The organism is Fuscibacter oryzae (assembly GCF_016765795.1).
Taxonomy (GTDB): domain Bacteria; phylum Pseudomonadota; class Alphaproteobacteria; order Rhodobacterales; family Rhodobacteraceae; genus Fuscibacter; species Fuscibacter oryzae.
The window spans coordinates 53988-70367 of sequence record NZ_JAESVP010000007.1 but is presented as its reverse complement, the minus strand read 5'-3'; the positions used below and the strand labels follow the sequence as shown (position 1 = coordinate 70367).

At 65.2% G+C, this 16380-nt stretch carries 19 protein-coding genes; 16 read left to right on the top strand and 3 right to left on the bottom strand.

All coding sequences use genetic code 11. The features are described from left to right. The first annotated feature begins 68 nt into the window (after nucleotides 1–68). From hypE to JI744_RS14210, 7 genes are all read left to right on the top strand, one after another. Entirely contained in the window at nucleotides 69–1091 is a 1023-nt protein-coding gene (gene hypE, locus JI744_RS14240) for a hydrogenase expression/formation protein HypE (protein ID WP_202661805.1), read from the top strand. 56 nt (nucleotides 1092–1147) lie between these two features. Then, entirely contained in the window at nucleotides 1148–1912 is a 765-nt protein-coding gene (locus JI744_RS14235) for an NYN domain-containing protein (RefSeq protein ID WP_202661804.1), read from the top strand. Between the two features lie 131 nt (nucleotides 1913–2043). Next, a complete protein-coding gene (phnC, locus tag JI744_RS14230; RefSeq protein WP_407927600.1) occupies nucleotides 2044–2862 on the top strand; it encodes a phosphonate ABC transporter ATP-binding protein in 819 nt (272 codons plus the stop codon). Nucleotides 2863–2912: 50 nt separating this feature from the next. Continuing rightward, the gene (gene phnD, locus JI744_RS14225) at nucleotides 2913–3812 is read left to right on the top strand and encodes a phosphonate ABC transporter substrate-binding protein (protein WP_202661803.1); all 900 of its coding nucleotides are present in this window, start codon (nucleotides 2913–2915) and stop codon (nucleotides 3810–3812) included. 65 nt (nucleotides 3813–3877) lie between these two features. Further along, nucleotides 3878–4750, top strand: a complete 873-nt coding sequence (gene phnE, locus JI744_RS14220) for a phosphonate ABC transporter, permease protein PhnE (protein WP_202661802.1) — start codon at nucleotides 3878–3880, stop codon at nucleotides 4748–4750. 1 nt (nucleotide 4751) lies between these two features. Then, a complete protein-coding gene (phnE, locus tag JI744_RS14215) occupies nucleotides 4752–6071 on the top strand; it encodes a phosphonate ABC transporter, permease protein PhnE (RefSeq protein WP_202661801.1) in 1320 nt (439 codons plus the stop codon). A 142-nt stretch (nucleotides 6072–6213) separates the two neighbouring features. Continuing rightward, entirely contained in the window at nucleotides 6214–6831 is a 618-nt protein-coding gene (locus tag JI744_RS14210; protein ID WP_202661800.1) for an LbetaH domain-containing protein, read from the top strand. Here JI744_RS14210 and JI744_RS14205 read toward each other — a convergent pair whose 3' ends face one another. Together JI744_RS14205 and phnF are read right to left on the bottom strand one after the other, a co-directional pair. After that, nucleotides 6832–8013, bottom strand: coding sequence for an alpha-D-ribose 1-methylphosphonate 5-triphosphate diphosphatase (locus tag JI744_RS14205; protein WP_202661799.1), 1182 nt, complete (start codon nucleotides 8011–8013; stop codon nucleotides 6832–6834). It lies immediately after the preceding gene. A 353-nt stretch (nucleotides 8014–8366) separates the two neighbouring features. Next, complete coding sequence (gene phnF, locus JI744_RS14200; RefSeq protein ID WP_202661798.1) at nucleotides 8367–9077, bottom strand: phosphonate metabolism transcriptional regulator PhnF; 711 nt, start codon at nucleotides 9075–9077, stop codon at nucleotides 8367–8369. A gap of 97 nt (nucleotides 9078–9174) precedes the next feature. Here phnF and phnG point away from each other — a divergent pair, with 97 nt between their 5' ends. The 9 genes from phnG (at nucleotide 9175) to phnN (ending at nucleotide 15650) form a co-directional block, all read left to right on the top strand. Further along, nucleotides 9175–9627, top strand: a complete 453-nt coding sequence (gene phnG / locus JI744_RS14195) for a phosphonate C-P lyase system protein PhnG (protein ID WP_202661797.1) — start codon at nucleotides 9175–9177, stop codon at nucleotides 9625–9627. After that, complete coding sequence (phnH, locus tag JI744_RS14190) at nucleotides 9624–10193, top strand: phosphonate C-P lyase system protein PhnH (RefSeq protein WP_202661796.1); 570 nt, start codon at nucleotides 9624–9626, stop codon at nucleotides 10191–10193. Before phnG ends, phnH begins: the two co-directional genes overlap by 4 nt. Continuing rightward, nucleotides 10193–11278, top strand: coding sequence for a carbon-phosphorus lyase complex subunit PhnI (locus JI744_RS14185; RefSeq protein ID WP_202661795.1), 1086 nt, complete (start codon nucleotides 10193–10195; stop codon nucleotides 11276–11278). Before phnH ends, JI744_RS14185 begins: the two co-directional genes overlap by 1 nt. Before the next feature lie 167 nt (nucleotides 11279–11445). Beyond that, nucleotides 11446–11793, top strand: coding sequence for an endonuclease domain-containing protein (locus tag JI744_RS14180; protein ID WP_202661794.1), 348 nt, complete (start codon nucleotides 11446–11448; stop codon nucleotides 11791–11793). Continuing rightward, complete coding sequence (locus JI744_RS14175) at nucleotides 11790–12716, top strand: alpha-D-ribose 1-methylphosphonate 5-phosphate C-P-lyase PhnJ (RefSeq protein WP_202661793.1); 927 nt, start codon at nucleotides 11790–11792, stop codon at nucleotides 12714–12716. Before JI744_RS14180 ends, JI744_RS14175 begins: the two co-directional genes overlap by 4 nt. Further along, nucleotides 12713–13483: a phosphonate C-P lyase system protein PhnK gene (phnK, locus tag JI744_RS14170; protein ID WP_202661792.1), complete on the top strand. Its 771-nt coding sequence runs from the start codon at nucleotides 12713–12715 to the stop codon at nucleotides 13481–13483. The genes JI744_RS14175 and phnK overlap by 4 nt, the downstream gene beginning before the upstream one ends. A 3-nt stretch (nucleotides 13484–13486) precedes the next feature. Beyond that, nucleotides 13487–14434: a magnesium transporter CorA family protein gene (locus tag JI744_RS14165; protein ID WP_202661791.1), complete on the top strand. Its 948-nt coding sequence runs from the start codon at nucleotides 13487–13489 to the stop codon at nucleotides 14432–14434. Then, on the top strand, nucleotides 14431–15114 hold the full coding sequence (gene phnL / locus JI744_RS14160) for a phosphonate C-P lyase system protein PhnL (RefSeq protein WP_202661933.1): 684 nt from the start codon (nucleotides 14431–14433) through the stop codon (nucleotides 15112–15114). Before JI744_RS14165 ends, phnL begins: the two co-directional genes overlap by 4 nt. After that, complete coding sequence (phnN, locus tag JI744_RS14155; RefSeq protein WP_202661790.1) at nucleotides 15111–15650, top strand: phosphonate metabolism protein/1,5-bisphosphokinase (PRPP-forming) PhnN; 540 nt, start codon at nucleotides 15111–15113, stop codon at nucleotides 15648–15650. Before phnL ends, phnN begins: the two co-directional genes overlap by 4 nt. Here phnN and JI744_RS14150 read toward each other — a convergent pair. Beyond that, nucleotides 15632–16321, bottom strand: a complete 690-nt coding sequence (locus JI744_RS14150) for a DUF1045 domain-containing protein (RefSeq protein ID WP_202661789.1) — start codon at nucleotides 16319–16321, stop codon at nucleotides 15632–15634. The genes phnN and JI744_RS14150 overlap by 19 nt on opposite strands. Nucleotides 16322–16380: the final 59 nt, after the last annotated feature.

Below are 16380 nucleotides of genomic sequence, written 5' to 3'. Positions count from 1 at the left end.
GGGGCGCTGCCCCCTTGGGCCTGACGGCCCCACCCCCGGGATATTTATGAACAGATGATGGAGCGGGAATGGTTTTGCGCGACAAGGTGGTGACGCTGGCCCATGGCGGCGGCGGCAAGGCGATGCGGGATCTGATTGCCGAGGTCTTCACCGCTGTCTTCCAGCCGCCCGGCAGTGAGGATCAGGCGCGGCTGATGGATGAGGCATTGCGCGAACCGGGCGCCCGGCTGGCCTTTACCACCGACAGTTTCGTGGTGACACCGCTGGAGTTTCCGGGCGGCGATATTGGCAAGATTGCCGTCTGCGGCACGGTGAACGATCTGGTGGTGGGCGGCGCGCGGCCCCTGTGGCTGTCGGCGGCGTTCATCATCGAGGAGGGCTGCCCGGTGGACACCCTGCGCCGTGTGGTGGCCAGCATGGCAGAGGAGGCGGCCAAGGCCGGGGTGCGGATTGTGACCGGCGATACCAAGGTGGTCGAGCGGGGCAAGGGCGATGGGGTGTTTGTCACCACCTCTGGCATTGGGGTTATTCCACCGGGGCGCGAGATTGGCGCGGTGCAGGTGCGGCCCGGCGATGTGGTGCTGGTCAATGGGGTGTTGGGCGATCATGGCGCGACGATTCTGGCGGCGCGGGGCGATCTCGCCTTGTCGTCGGATATTCAATCGGACTGTGCCGGGCTGGGGCACCTGATGGAGGCGGCTTTGGCCGCGGCACCCGGCATCCGGGCGGCACGGGATTGCACGCGAGGGGGCCTTGCCTCGACCCTGAACGAGATTGCGGGCGAGGCGGGGGTGGCGATCGAGTTGGACGAAACCGCCCTGCCCCTGCGCGATGAGGTGCGGGGGGTGTGCGAGATTCTGGGGCTTGATCCCCTTTATCTGGCGAATGAGGGGCGGCTGGCGCTGTTCTGCCCGGCGGATCAGGCCGAGGCCGCTTTGGCCGCGATGCGGGCTTTGCCCGAAGGGATGGGTGCCGTGGCGGTGGGCCGGGTGCTGGCCGCCCCTGCGGGCCGGGTGACGATGCGCACACCGTTCGGTGGATCGCGGATTGTCGATATGCTGGTGGGGGAACAACTGCCCCGCATCTGCTAGGGGCACTGGCCAAGACCCGCGTCCTCGGTCAGGATGGGCCGTGAAAGCGAGGGCCTATGAGCCAAGACACCCCAGCCGGACGCGCGCCCTTTCTGGCCGTACTGATCGACGCCGACAACATTCCCGCTCGTCATGCCGAGGCGATTTTGAACGAGATCGCCGCCTATGGCGACCCCGGCCTGCGGCGGGTTTATGGCGATTGGTCCAGCACCGCGCTGACCCAGTGGAAAGAGCAGGCCCGCAACCTTGGGCTGGTGATGCATCAGCAATCGGCCAACACCAAGGGCAAGAATGCCAGCGACATCGGCCTTGTCATCGACGCGATGGACATTTTGCACGCGGGCAAGGTGGAGGGGTTCGTGCTGGTTTCTTCGGACAGCGATTTCACCCGGCTGGCGGCGCGCATCCGGGAAGAGGGGATGCAAGTGATCGGCGTGGGTGAGGCGAAAACGCCCGAGAGCTTGCGCAAGGTCTGCAACCGCTTTTTGCTGATCGAGAATATAGTGGGCGCGGATGAGCCTGCGGCCGAGGCGGAGCGCCCGCGCGGCAAGGCCGACCCGGCCCCTGCGCCAACCCCGCCCGCTACCAAGCGCCCCGCGGAAGAGGCGCAGCCCCTGGTGCTGGACGCTATGAAAAAGATCGACCCCGATCAGGATTGGTATTCGCTGGGCCAGTTGGGTCAGGTGATGACCCAGATTCATCCCGATTTCGACTCGCGCAGTTACGGCGCACCCAAACTGTCCGACCTGCTGCGCCGTTTGTCGCGGTTTGAGGTGAAGCCGGGCGCGAACAATTCGATCATCGTGCGCGACAAGGCTTAGACCCTCTCCCCACGAGGGGGGGCGGGAAGCGCCCGCTGTCGCCCCCCCACAAAACTTTCACAAAACCGCAGCCCCTGCGTCACGGCCCGCCCGTAATCAGCCTTCAACCACAAGGGGGCTGCCCGATGCTGATGCAGGTGAAATCCGTCACGCGGATATTCGGCCAGAAGGCCGCGCTGGATGATGTCAGCTTTGCTGTCGAGAAACCGGGCTTTGTTGGCATCATCGGGCGGTCGGGCGCGGGCAAATCTACCTTTCTGCGCGTGATGAACCGGATGACGGATGCCACCAGCGGCAGCCTGATGTTCGATGACCGCGATGTGCTGGCGCTGGAGGGCGGGGCGAAACGCGCCTGGCAAAGCCAATGCGCGATGATCTTTCAGCAGTTCAACCTCGTGCCGCGTCTGGATGTGGTGTCGAACGTGCTGCACGGCACGCTGAACCGCCGGTCTACCCTTGCCAGCATGTTCGGCTTTTGGCCCGATGATGATGTGCTGAAGGCCTTTGCCATTCTGGAACGCCTTGACATCGCCGAACAGGCCGCCAAACGGGCCGAGGCCCTGTCAGGTGGCCAGCAGCAGCGCGTGGCGATTGCGCGCGCCCTGATGCAAGACCCCAAGGTGATCCTTGCGGACGAACCCATCGCCAGCCTTGACCCGATGAATGCGCAGGTGGTGATGGACAGCTTGCGCCGCATCCATGACGAGGATGGCCGCATGGTCATCGCCAACCTGCATACGCTGGATACCGCGCGCCGGTACTGTGACCGCGTGATCGGCATGCGCGACGGGCGCATCGTCTTTGACGGCACGCCCGACCAACTGACCACCGGCGTCGCCCGCGACATCTATGGCGCCGATGCCTCGTTCAACGAGGGCGCGACCTCGACCGCAATCGAAACGCTGGGGACCGAAGGCGATGACGCCTACGCCCAGTCGATGATGGCCTGACGCCATTTCCCCCGGCCCCAGACCGGGGCCTTTCATCTTCGGAGACACCGATGAAAAAGCTGCTTGCCGTTCTTGCTGCCGCGACCGCCATTTCGGGCACCGCCCATGCCGATGGCATCAAGGAATTCAACCTTGGCATCCTTGGCGGCGAAAATGCCCAGGACCGCATGAACTCGAACGAATGCTACCGCGCCAAGCTGGAAGAAGCGCTTGGCGTTCCGGTCAAGGTCTTTACCCCCGCCGATTATGACGGTGTGATCCAGGGCCTCTTGGGCGGCACGCTGGACATGGCCTGGCTGGGCGCTTCGGGCTTTGCCAAGATCTACCTGACCGACCCCAAGGCGGTTGACCTGGCGCTGACCAAGCAGAACGCCGATGGCTCGACCGGCTATTATTCGTTCGGCTTTGCCCGCAAGGACAGCGGCATCACCAAGATCGAGGATGCCAAGGGCAAGGTTTTCGCCTTTGCCGAGCCGAACTCCACTTCGGGCTATCTGGTTCCTGCGGCCGAGTTGACCGAAGCCTATGGCGACCTGAAGAGCTATTTCGGCGAAGTGAAATTCTCGGGCGGGCATGAGCAGACCATCGTCGGCGTCGCCAATGGTGACTTTGCGGCGGGCGTGTCGTGGGCCGATGGTCTGGGCAACTGGGAAGACGGCTATAATTCGGGCGCGTTCCGCAAGGCCGCCGATGCGGGCCTCGTGGATATGAACGATCTGGTGCAGATCTGGAAATCCAAGGAAATCCCCGAAGGCCCGATGGTTGTGCGCTCTGCCCTGCCGCAGGATGTGAAGGACAAGGTGACCGCGATCACCGCCGATCTGTGGGAAACCGACAAGGACTGCGCCTATGGCGTGGCCGCCGGTGAAGCCAAGGATTTCATCCCGGTGACGCTGGACGCCTATCAAGGCGTGATCGCTGCCCGCAAGCTGCAAGAAGCCCAGCAGTAATCCCCTGACATGATGCCGCCGGGCCCTTCCCCAAGGGCCCGGTTTTCTCTTACCCGGACAGACCCATGGTCGATGTTTCCTTTGGCCCCGAACCGGGGCCGCGCCCGGCCCCGCCCGCTGGCCCCTATCTGGCGATGCAGCGCAGAAAGCGTGTCTACGGCCTTGTGCTGCTGGTGCTGTTCGTCGCCCTTCTGGCATCGGGCTTTCAGGTGGCCGAAAACCGCAATGCGGGCGGTTTCCTGAACGGGCTGGCGCAACTGGATGATTTCCCGGCCGAAGTGCTGTCCGAAGCCTGGGCCAAGCGCGCCGCCATTCCGGGGCGGATGTGGGAATATCTGCCTTCGCTTTTGGAAACCATCAATATCGCGGCCGTGTCCACCCTGCTGGGCGTTCTGGCGGCAAGTGTGCTGTCGCTGTTGGCGACCCGTGGCCTTGCGCGCTGGCCGCGCCTGACGCCGCTGTTTCGCCGATTGCTGGATGCCTTTCGCGCCGTGCCCGAAATCGTGGTGGCGCTGGTGCTGATCTATATCCTCGGGCCCGGCCCGGTGCCCGCAATGATCGCGATTTCGCTGCATACGGCGGGCGCGATGGGGAAACTGTTTTCCGAAGTTGCCGAAAACACCGATCTGAAGCCGGTGGAGGGCCTGACTTCGACCGGGGCAAGCTGGGGGCAAAAGATGTGGCTGGGCATCATCCCTCAGGTCGCGCCGAACTGGCTGTCTTATGCGCTGCTGCGTTTTGAGGTGAACGTGCGGGCAAGCGCCATCCTTGGCTTCGTCGGGTCGGGCGGGATTGGCTATGAGCTGAAGGTGGCGATGCAATGGGGGGGCGGGAAATACGATCAGGTGGTGGCGATCTTCCTTCTGCTGTTCCTGACCATCATGCTGATCGACCAATGTTCCGACCGGCTGCGCCACCGTCTGGTCAAGGGGGCCTGAGATGACCGTTTCGATCCCCCTGACCGCCACGCCCCTGCTGGCCAGTTTTCACCGCCGCCGCCTGATCGCGCTGGCCGTGCCTGCGGTGATCCTGGCCTATCTGGTCTATATCTTCTTCGCCTTCGACATCGCAGGCCTTGCGGGACGCGCCCGGCTGGACAATGCGAAAATCCTGCTGGGCGATTTCGTCAGCTATAAAACCCATGTCACCCGCAACAACACCACCGGCGCGGTGACAGTGGCGGTCGAGGGCGAGGCGAAGGGCACCTTTGCCCCCGGCCACCTGCCCGATTGGGTCAAGGTTCAGGGCGATACCACCACCGTCGATCTGGGGGCCGGGCATGTGGTGACCTATGATGCCACGGGTGCCCGCTATGTCGTGCCGGGCTACGGCACCATCGACATCCGGCCCGAAGGGGGGAAGCTGACGCTGACGGCACCGCAGCCCCTGCCCGACTGGATCAACGCCTCCGATACCCGCGTTTCGGTGACCACCAGCCACGGGCGGTTCGCCTATACCCGCTCCAAGGTGGAAACCTTCCGCTATGCGCCGGGCTGGCCCCTGTTCTTCTTTACCCCCGACAGTGCGTTCTTTGGCAAATCATGGGGGGAGCTGGCAACGCTGGCGCTGTGGGAACCGCGGCTTGAGGCAGCGCAGCCGAACATTCTTGGCATGGTCCATGATTTCTGGACCAACAAGATGTGGCGGCATGGCGATGTGGTCTGGGCGATTGGCGAGACGATCCTGATGGCCTTCCTTGGCACCATGGGGGCGGCCATCGTATCGCTGCCGCTGGCCTTTCTGGCCGCGCGCAACATGAACCGGCTGGCGCCGGTGCGGTTTGCCCTGCGCCGGGTGTTCGATTTCGTGCGCGGGGTCGATGCGCTGATCTGGACGATCATCCTGAGCCGCGCCTTCGGGCCGGGGCCGATGACAGGGGCCTTGGCCATGCTGGTCACCGACACCGGCAGCTTTGGCAAGACCTTCTCGGAGGCACTGGAAAACATTGACGAAAAGCAAGTTGATGGCATCCGGTCAACCGGGGCAAACACCGTTCAGCGCGCGCGCTGGGGCGTGCTGCCACAAGTGTTGCCGGTGTTGTTAAGTCAGGTGCTCTATTTCCTTGAATCCAACACCCGCAGCGCCACCGTGGTGGGGGCCATCGTCGGTGGCGGGATCGGGCTTTTGCTGACCCAGGCCATCCAGACCCAGAAGGATTGGGAAGATGTGGCTTATTACGTCCTGCTGATCATCGGGATGGTCATGGCGATGGACAGCTTGTCAGGCTGGCTACGCAGGAAACTGATCAAGGGGGAATAGCGCGCCCCCCTCACCCCGGCCCTCTCCCCCAAGGGGAGAGGGAGATCGCCCCCTTTGTCCCCCTTCCGCCCTGCCCCAACCGCGCCTCCCCTCTCCCCTTGTGGGAGAGGCTCAGGGTGAGGGGCAACCACAAGAGAACCCCATGCCCCGCCTGTCACCCACCGAACCGTTTCTGCACCCCGAGACCGAGGTCAGCAATTCCACCTTTGGCACCTATGTGGAAATCGGGCGCGGGTCGCGCGTGCTGAACAGCCATTTCGACGATTACGCCTATTGCGACCGCTATGCCGATGTGGCCAACACCACGGTCGGGCGTTTTGCCAATATCGCCGCCTTTACCCGCATCGGGCCGACCGATCACCCATGGCAGAACGCGGCGCAGCACCATTTCCTGTATCGCTCCAGCCATTACTGGGACGATGCGCAGGATGACACCGAGTTTTTCGCCGCCCGCGCGGCCCGCCGCACCGTTTTGGGCGCAGATTGCTGGATCGGCCATGGCGTGATTCTCAAGCCAGAGGTGACATTTGGCATCGGGGCGATTGCTGCATCGGGGGCGGTGGTCACCAAGGATGTCAGCCCGTTCATGATTGTGGCCGGCGTGCCCGCCCAGCCGATCCGCGCCCGGTTCCCCGCAGCCGTGATTGACCGGCTGCTGGCGCTGGCGTGGTGGGATTGGGGCCATGACCGGCTGCGCGCGGCGCTGGCGGATTTCAGGGCGCTGAAGGCCGAGGCGTTTTTGGAGAAATACGGCGGCTGATCATTCCGCCGCCAGCCGCGCCACCTGCGGCTCTGCCATCAGCCGCCGCGCGGCCACACCGGCCGCATAGGCCAGCCTGCCGCCCGATATGGTCAGTTCGACCATCCGCGTTTCCTTGTTCACCGCCACCAGATCGGCGCGCAGGCCCGGCACCAGCCGCCCCCGGTCCGCCAACCGCAAGATCGCCGCAGGGGTTTCCGACACCAGCGCCCAGGCGCGGGCAAAGGACAGCACGCCCCGATCAGCCAGCGACCACGCGGCCATGGCCAGCGCGGGAATGTGATAATCCGACACCAGCGCATCGCACAGACCTTCACGGATCAGCTCTTCCGCGCCAATATTCCCGGCTTGCGAGCCGCCCCGCACCACATTGGGTGCGCCCATCAGCACCGGATCATCCACCGCCCGCGCGGCGGCGGCGGCGCGGCGGCGGGTCGGAAACTCGGCCACCCTTGCGCCAATCATGCTATAGAATTCGCGGGTTTCGGCATCAGGGTCGTCATGGCTGCCGTAAACCACGCCCAGCCGGTCAAACTCTGCCGCCAACTGGCACAGGGCGCGGGGCACTTCGCGGGCGCGGGCACGGGCGGCCTCCATCCGTGCCAAGAGGTCGTCGGCGCCCAGGCCGATCTTGGCGGCCCAATGGCCAAAGCGCGCCGGATCGCGGCGGCGCATCAGGAAACCTTCGCCCAAGTGATCGTTGAAGATCACATAGCCCACGCCAAACCGCTTGACCGCCGCCGCCAGCCTGTCCACCTCGGCCACCATATGGGTTTCGGCGCGCAGTTGAACGCGCAGGTCCACCAGCGCATGGTCACGATAGGCCTGCACCTCTGCCAACAGCGCCTCGGCCTGATCGGGGCTGCGCGCGCCGCCCTCCCAGCTCCAGCTTTGGGCCAGAAAGGCGGTGGTGACGCCATTGGCCGCCGCCTCACGATCAGTGCCGATCAGGCCTGAGCGGATCGGGAAGGGCGCGCTGGGGCGAGGAAAGATGTGACGCTCGAACCCGTCGCCATGCAGATCGATGATGCCGGGCAGCAAAAGATAGCCCGACAGATCCACTTGCGGCAGGGCGGCATCGACAATGCGGCCTTCTGCCAGCGACAGGGCACGGCGTTCCAGCCGCCCGTCGATCAGAATCTCTGCGCCGGTTAGGCGGATGGGGGGCAGAAAGGGCGACATACTGGCCTCGGGTGGTCGGGGTGAGGCTGTGGATAACCTTTGCCTGCAACGGCGGTGTGACGATTCGGATTTGAATTCAGCCGCAGATTGCGGTGCCCGGCCCGACCGCCATGCAACCGGCGTCCGGGCGGATCAGGAAACGCGAAGGCGTTTCCCCGCCCGCTTGTGCGGGGTCCACAAGCGTCGGCTCAGCCAGTACGACGAGAGGCCAGCGCCTGCCCCGGCGGGCGAGAAGCGCCCGCCGATGGCGGGGCGGGCGCTGGCCGGACCTTATGGGCCCGGCGGTGCAAATTGCCCCTGCACCGCATGGCGAAGGCGATGGCCTTCGCCAGAGTGAGCGGGCTATATGACCCCTACCCCGCCCCCACCGTCAGCGTCACCCGGTCCCCCGCGAACCATGTCGTGCCGAACTCCACCGGCACCCCGGCCTCATCCACGTTGATCGCTACGCTGCGCAAGACCGGCGCGCCGTCGGGCAGGCGCAGGGCAAGCGCCAGCATCGGGCGGGCGGTCTTGGCGGTCAGCCGGGTCTGGGCGCGGGTATAATCGGCCACGCCGCAGGCCTTCAGCGCCACCGTGATCGAGGGCACCGCGCGCAGCGCCTCTGGCAGGCCCGGCAGGCGGGCGGCCGGAAAGACCGAGCGGAAAGCGGCCAGCGGCTGGCCATCGGCGCGCGAAACCCCTTCAACCACATGCACAAGGTCGGCCACTGTCAGGCCCAGCGCCTCGGCCTCTTCGCCATCGCAAGGGCGGGTTTCGATGCGGGTGATCTCGCGCTCAGGCGTCTGGCCCTGCGCGGTAATCGCCTGATGAAACCGCACCCTGCGGCCCAGCGGATATTCAGTCGGCTGGCCCGTGACGAACACCCCCGCCCCGCGACGCGCCAGCACCAGCCCCCGTGCCGCCAGATCGGCCAGCGCATGGCGCACTGTATGGCGGTTGACGCCAAAGCGCGCCGACAGCTCTGCCTCGGTCGGCAGGCGGGTGGCAGAGGGGAAATGGCCGCGCGCAATCTCGCCCTCCAGCGTGGCGGCGATTTCTTTCCAAAGAGGAGAGCGGGTCATGCTGTCACACAGATTTCATCAAATCTTCGCACCGGCGACTCGTCGGGCAGGTTATCAATTTGTATAGTTGTATAGATCACTAGACAACCCCGGAAAGATGTCGATGACCACGCCCGACCCCTCTCAGCGACAGGAATGGATGGGCCTTCTGGCCCGCGCCCCGGCCGGCAGGCTGGCCGCGCTGATGCCTTCGCCCCTGCCCCCGCATGATGTGCTGCGCGCACCAGAGGTGGGGGCGGTGATGGTGCGGGGCCGCACCGGGGCAACCGGGGCGCCCTTCAATCTGGGGGAAATGACGGTCACCCGGTGCAGCCTGCGACTGGCGGACGGCAGCGTTGGCCATGCCTGGGTGCAAGGCCGCGACAAGGACCATGCGCGGCGCGCGGCGATTGCCGATGCGCTGCTGCAAGGGCCATTGGCGGCGCAGACCCGTGCGAACCTGCTGGACCCGCTGGCGGCCGAGGAAACCACCCGCCGCGCCACCCGCGCCGCCAAGGCCGCCGCCACCAAGGTGGAATTCTTCACGCTGGTCAGGGGAGAGGATCAATGACGCCCGAGGCCTTGATGGGCGGCTTTACTGCTCCGCCGCAGCACTCCTCCCGCGCGTTTCGCGCCGCGCTGACCGCCCTGTCGCGCCCCGGCACGATTGTGACCGTTGAGGGTGGCCATGGCCCCGCCCCCCTGTCGCCCGCTGCCGCCATTCTGGCGCTGACCCTGCTGGACGGCACCACGCCGGTGCATCTGGCCGGCGGGCATGACGCGCCCGCCTTACGCGACTGGCTGGCCTTTCATACAGGCGCGCCGGTGGTGGGCGCGGAAGGCGCGGCCTTTGCCATCGGCACTTGGGCGGCTTTGCAGCCCATCCCCCGCTTTGCCATCGGCACGGCGGAATACCCCGACCGCGCCGCCACGCTGATCATCGAGATGCCTGCGCTGACCGCCACCGGCCCGCGCCTTTCCGGCCCCGGCATCGACGGTACGGCCCAACTGTCCCTACCCGAAGCCGCCGCCTTCCGCGCCAATCGCGCGCTGTTCCCCTTGGGGTTTGACTGTTTTCTGACGTGTGGCAGCCATCTGGCGGGCCTGCCCCGGTCCACCATTGTGGAGGACATCTGATGTATGTCGCCGTCAAGGGTGGCGAGCGCGCCATCGACAACGCCCATGGCTGGCTGGCCGAAGAGCGGCGGGGTGATCCTGGAGTGGCCGAACTGTCGGTCGCCCAGATCCGCGAGCAATTGCGGCTGGCAGTCAATCGGGTGATGGCCGAAGGCTCGCTTTACGACCCCGGTCTTGCCGCTTTGGCGATCAAGCAGGCGCGGGGTGACCTGATCGAGGCGGTGTTCCTGATCCGCGCCTACCGCACCACCCTGCCGCGCCTTGGCGGATCGGCCCCGATCGACACCGCCGCCATGGCGCCGATCCGCCGGATTTCGGCAACCTTCAAGGATGCGCCTGGCGGTCAGGTTCTGGGGCCGACGTTTGACTACACCCACCGCCTGCTGGATTTCAAACTGGCCGCCGAGGGGGGTGATTTTCCCCCTGCCGCTGCCCTGCCCAGCGCCCCTGCCCCGGTGCCCCATATCACCGAATTCCTGAACCGCGACGGCATGATCGAGGTTGAACCCGCGTCGGACGCCACCCCCCCCGACCTGACGCGCGAACCGATGGACCTGCCCACCACCCGCCCCTTGCGCCTGCAAGCGCTGACACGGGGGGATGAGGGCTTTGTGCTGTCGATGGCCTATTCCACCCAGCGCGGCTATGGCCGCACCCATGCCTTCGTGGGCGAGTTGCGCATCGGCACGGTCGCGGTGGAATGTGACATCCCCGAGCTGGGCTTTGCCATCTGCATCGGCGAGGTCGAGGTGACGGAATGCGAAACCGTCAACCAGTTCAAGGGCTCAAAAACCGAACCCCCGCAGTTCACCCGCGGCTATGGCCTGACCTTCGGCCAGAACGAACGCAAGGCGATTGCGATGAGTTTGGTGGACCGCGCCCTGCGCTGGCAGGAGCTGGGCGAGGATTTCATCGGCGCCCCGGCGCAGGATGAGGAATTCGTGCTGATGCACAGCGACAACGTGCAGGCGACCGGGTTTCTGGAGCATATCAAGCTGCCGCATTATGTGGATTTCCAAAGCGAGATGGAATTGATCCGGCGACTGCGAGGTAAGGCCCTTACACAGAAGGAGGCTGCGGAATGATACCCTGCCCCCTCACCCCAACCCTCTCCCCCGAGGGGAGAGGGAGATGCGCCCCGAGGGTTAGGACAGTGCCATTAACCCTTCGCTTACCATCCTGCGCTCAACCTGCCCAGAGAGCGACATCCCCTCTCCCCTCGGGGGAGAGGGTCAGGGTGAGGGGGCAAAACATGCGCCAGAACGACCGCCAAACCAGTTTCGCCCGCGCCATGCGGCAAAGCCCAACCGAGGCAGAGCGCGCCCTATGGCTAGCCCTGCGGGACCGTCGCCTGTGTGGTCATAAATTCCGCCGTCAGGTGCCCTTTGGCCCCTTCATCGTGGATTTCCACTGCGCCGACGCGCGTCTGATCGTTGAAGCCGATGGCAGCCAGCACGGCGATGCCGCCGACATGGCCCGCGACGCCTGGTTGCGCGCCCAGGGCCAGACCGTCCTGCATTTCTGGAACACTGACATTCTGACGAACCTGCCAGGCGTGCTTGACACCATCCTTGCCGCCATCGCGGAGGCCACCCCATGACCGACCAAGCCTATAACTTCGCCTATCTCGACGAACAGACCAAGCGGATGATCCGCCGCGCCATCCTGAAGGGCGTGGCGGTCCCCGGCTATCAGGTGCCCTTTGCCAGCCGCGAGATGCCGATGCCCTATGGCTGGGGCACCGGCGGGGTGCAGGTGACGGCGGCCTGCCTGACGCCCGAGGACACGCTGAAGGTGATCGACCAGGGTGCCGATGACACGACCAACGCGGTCAGCATCCGCAAGTTTTTCCAGCGCACGGCGCAGGTTGCCACCACCGAGGCGACGTCCGAGGCGACCGTGATCCAGACCCGCCACCGCATTCCCGAGGCACCGCTGACCAAGGACCAGATCCTTGTCTATCAGGTACCGATCCCCGAGCCTCTGCGCTTTCTGGAACCGCGAGAGACCGAGACGCGCAAGATGCACAGTCTGGAGGAATACGGCCTGATGCACGTCAAACTCTATGAGGACATCGCGCGGCATGGCGCCATCGCCACCTCTTACGCCTATCCGGTCAAGGTCGAGGGGCGCTATGTCATGGACCCCTCGCCCATCCCGAAATTCGACAACCCGAAACTGTCGAACAGCCCCGCCCTGCAACTTTTCGGCGCGGGGCGCGAGCAGCGCATCTATGCCCTGCCGCCCTTTACCCATGTCGTCAGCCTTGATTTCGACGACCACCCGTTCGAACCCAGCAAGGCCCCGCATGATTGCGACCTGTGCGGTGCGGGCGAAAGCTATCTGGATGAGGTGATCACCGACGATCAGGGCGGGCGGATGTTCGTCTGCTCCGACACCGACTTTTGCCGCACGCGGCGCGAAGAGGGGCATGTTGGCCGGTTGGGCGAGCCGCAATTTTCTTCCAAGAAAATTGCAAATTCCTTCGAAGGAATTTGTGCGCCCGAGGAGGCCGCAGAATGACCCAACCCCTTCTTTCCGTCCGTAACCTGACCAAGCTTTACGGCCCGCGCATCGGCTGTGCCGATGTGGCGTTCGACCTTTATCCCGGCGAAGTGCTGGGCATCGTGGGCGAGTCTGGCTCGGGCAAATCCACCCTGCTGTCCTGCCTTGCCGGGCATCAAACTCCCGACACCGGCAAGGTGATATTCGAAACCGCCCAAGGCCCCCGTGACGTTCTGCAAATGGCCGAACCCGACCGCCGCCGCCTTGGCCGCACCGACTGGGCCTATGTTCACCAGAACCCGCGTGACGGGTTGCGGATGGGCGTGACCGCCGGTGGCAATGTGGGTGAGCGGCTGATGGCTGTGGGCGCGCGGCATTATGGCGACATCCGCGACAAGGCGACCGACTGGCTGGGCCGGGTGGAAATTGCCGCCGACCGGATTGACGACCGCCCGCGCCAGTTTTCAGGCGGGATGCAGCAGCGGTTGCAGATTGCGCGCAACCTCGTGACCGGCCCGCGCCTTGTGTTCATGGATGAACCAACGGGGGGCCTTGATGTCAGCGTGCAGGCGCGCCTCTTGGATCTGTTGCGCGGTCTGGTGCGAGACCTTGGGTTGTCGGTGATCATCGTCACGCATGACCTTGCCGTGGTCCGCCTGCTGGCCCATCGCCTGATGGTGATGAAGTCGGGGCATGTGGTGGAACAGGGGCTGACCGATCAGGTCTTGGACGATCCGCAACATGGATATACGCAACTGTTGGTATCCTCGATCCTACAGGTGTGACCCATGCTTTTCGCCTATGCCGCCGATGGCGCGAAACTTACCCAGCTTCCCCTGTCCACCGACCTGTCACAGGCTTTGTGGGTGGACCTGTACCGGCCCATGCCGGAACAGGTGGCCAAGGTGCGCGATCTGGGCGTCGATGTGCCGACGCTGGCGGATATGGAAGAGATTGAAATCTCGAACCGGCTTTACCGTGAGGATGGGGCCGATTACCTGACCGTCGTTTTGCCGGGCCTGTCGGAAACCAAAAGCCCGATCTCTGGCCCGGTCTGCTTTGTGCTGATGCCCAATCGGCTGGTCACGATCCGCCACCACGCGCCGCGCCCGTTCGAAACCTATCCGACCCGAGCCGACAAGGTTGGCCCCGGCTGTGGTGACCCCAAGCGGCTGTTCCTGTCGCTGCTGGAAGAGATCATCGGGCGGCTGGCCGACCTTTTGGAAGGCGCGGGCAAGTCGCTGGATGAGATCTCGAAAGAGGTGTTTCACGCCGAAGGCAATGACCGCGACCTTGCGAAATCCTTGCGTGATGTGTCGCGCGAAAGCGATCTGATCGGCAAGGTGCGGCTGTCGCTGCTGACACTGGAGCGCGCGATCAGTTATTTTGGCCAATCGTTGGGCGAAGGGTCAGATATTCTGAAGCCCGTGGTCAAAGGGCTGATGCGCGACATTCAGGCGCTCGAGGTGCACGGCGACTTTCTGACCAACCGCATCGCCATGGCCTCTGACCTGACGCTTGGCATGATTTCGGTGGCGCAGAACACCACAGTGAAAATCGTCTCGGTCGTGGCGGTAATCTTCCTGCCGCCCACGGTGATTGCCTCTGCCTACGGCATGAACTTTGCCAATATGCCCGAACTGAGCTGGGCCTGGGGTTACCCGATGGCCTTGGGCCTGATGGTCGCTTCGGCCGTGGGCACCTTTTTGTTCTTCAAATGGAAACGATGGCTATGATTGCGATCTCCGACCTGTCCAAGACCTTCACGCTGCACAATCAGGGCGGCGCGGTCATTCCGGTGATGCAGGGCGCAGCCCTGAGTGTGGACCGGGGCGAATGCGTGGGGCTGGTCGGGGCATCCGGTGCGGGGAAATCCACGCTGATGCGAATGATCTGGGGGAATTATCTGGCGGCTTCGGGCCAGATCATGGTGGCGGGGGTCGATGTCGCTCGCGCCGAACCGCGCGAGATCATCGCGCTGCGCCGGTCCACCCTTGGCTATGTCAGCCAGTTCCTGCGTGTGGTGCCGCGCGTGCCGACGGTGGAGGTGGTGGCCGAACCGCTGTTGACCCTTGGTGTTCAGGCGGATCAGGCCCGCGACCGGGCCATGGCGCTGCTCGCCCGCCTGAACATTCCCCAACGCCTGTGGTCGCTGTCGCCCACTACCTTTTCAGGGGGCGAGCAACAGCGCGTCAACATCGCACGCGGCTTTATCCATCCCTGGCCCGTGATGCTGCTGGACGAACCCACCGCCAGCCTTGATGCCGCGAACCGAGAGGTGGTGCTGACCCTGATCGAAGAGGCAAAGGCCGGAGGCGCCGCCATTCTGGGAATTTTCCACGACGAAGGCGCGCGCGACCGGGTGTGCGACCGTCTGGTCGATGTGACCGGGTTCCGCCCGGCGGTGGCGGCATGACCGGCACGCTTTATGCCGTGGTCGGGCCTTCGGGCGCGGGCAAGGATACGCTGATGGCCGCCGCCCATGCCGCCCGGCCCGACTTGGCCGTGGTGCGACGGGTGATCACCCGCCCCGAAAGCGCGGGCGGCGAAGGGTTCGAAGGGGTGACCGAGGCCGAATTTGCCCTGCGGCTGGCGGCGGGACAGTTCGCGCTGCACTGGCGCGCCCATGGGCTGAACTATGCGATCCCCGAGGCAGAGCTTGCGGGCATGGCAAAGGGTCCGCTGCTGTTCAACGGCTCTCGTGCCGCCCTGCCCGCTGCGGCGGCGCGGTTCCCTGACCTTACGGTGATCCGCGTCACCGCCCCCTCTGCCGTCCTCATCGAGCGCTTGCTGGCCCGTGGCCGCGAAACGCGCGAAGACATCGAGGCGCGGGTGCAACGTGCCAGCTACGAGGTGCCAGCTGGCCTGCGCGTGGTGGATGTGCGCAACGACGGCCCCCTTGCCGATGGCGTGGCCCGGTTTCTGGCAGCGCTTCAGCCGGTCAGCGCATGACGGCCGATCAGATTAAAGCGGCCCAGCATATCCTCGCCGAACAGGCACAGATCCTCAACCACGAAGGGCTGGGGCAGGACGGGGGCGAACCAGTCCTGCGCCACCTCTGCCACGGGCAATATCTCGTCTTCGGGCAGATCGTCGCTGAGGGTCAGGTGAAAGCGGAACAGCTCCATCACATGCGGATAGCCCCATTGGTCCAGCAACTCGCGCTGGCGCACTGTCAGGCGGTCGGGCTTGCGCCGGGCGCGTTCTTCGGGCGTCAAGGGGGCGCGCAGGCCGTCAAGGCCGCGTACAACCTCGGCGCCAAGAGCGGTCAGCCCCGCCTCGTCCCCGTCGGGGATCAGCGCCAGAAACCCGCCCAGCCAGGCCAGCCGCAGCCCCGGCATCCGCGCCGGTGCCAGCCTGCGCGCAAGGCCAGCGGTGGCGGTTTGCAGATCGCTTTCGCTTGCCCCCTCAGCCAGCCGGAAGGGGGCCTTGATCGTACCGTGAAAGCCGTATTTGCGCGGGGCTACCGTCAGGTCGGCCAAGGCACGCGGCAGGCCCGGCAGATCGGGTTGCAGCCGGGGCTTGCCCGTGGCCACATCCCAGCCCAGCCAGTCGGCTGCCGCTTCGGCAAAATCGCCCCGGCGCGGGGCATAATAAACCGCGTATCGCTTGAAATCTTTCATGCCCCTGCCCCTATATCCGCCCTGTCACACGGGTGTGACGGTTCGGGCGCATCTGACCT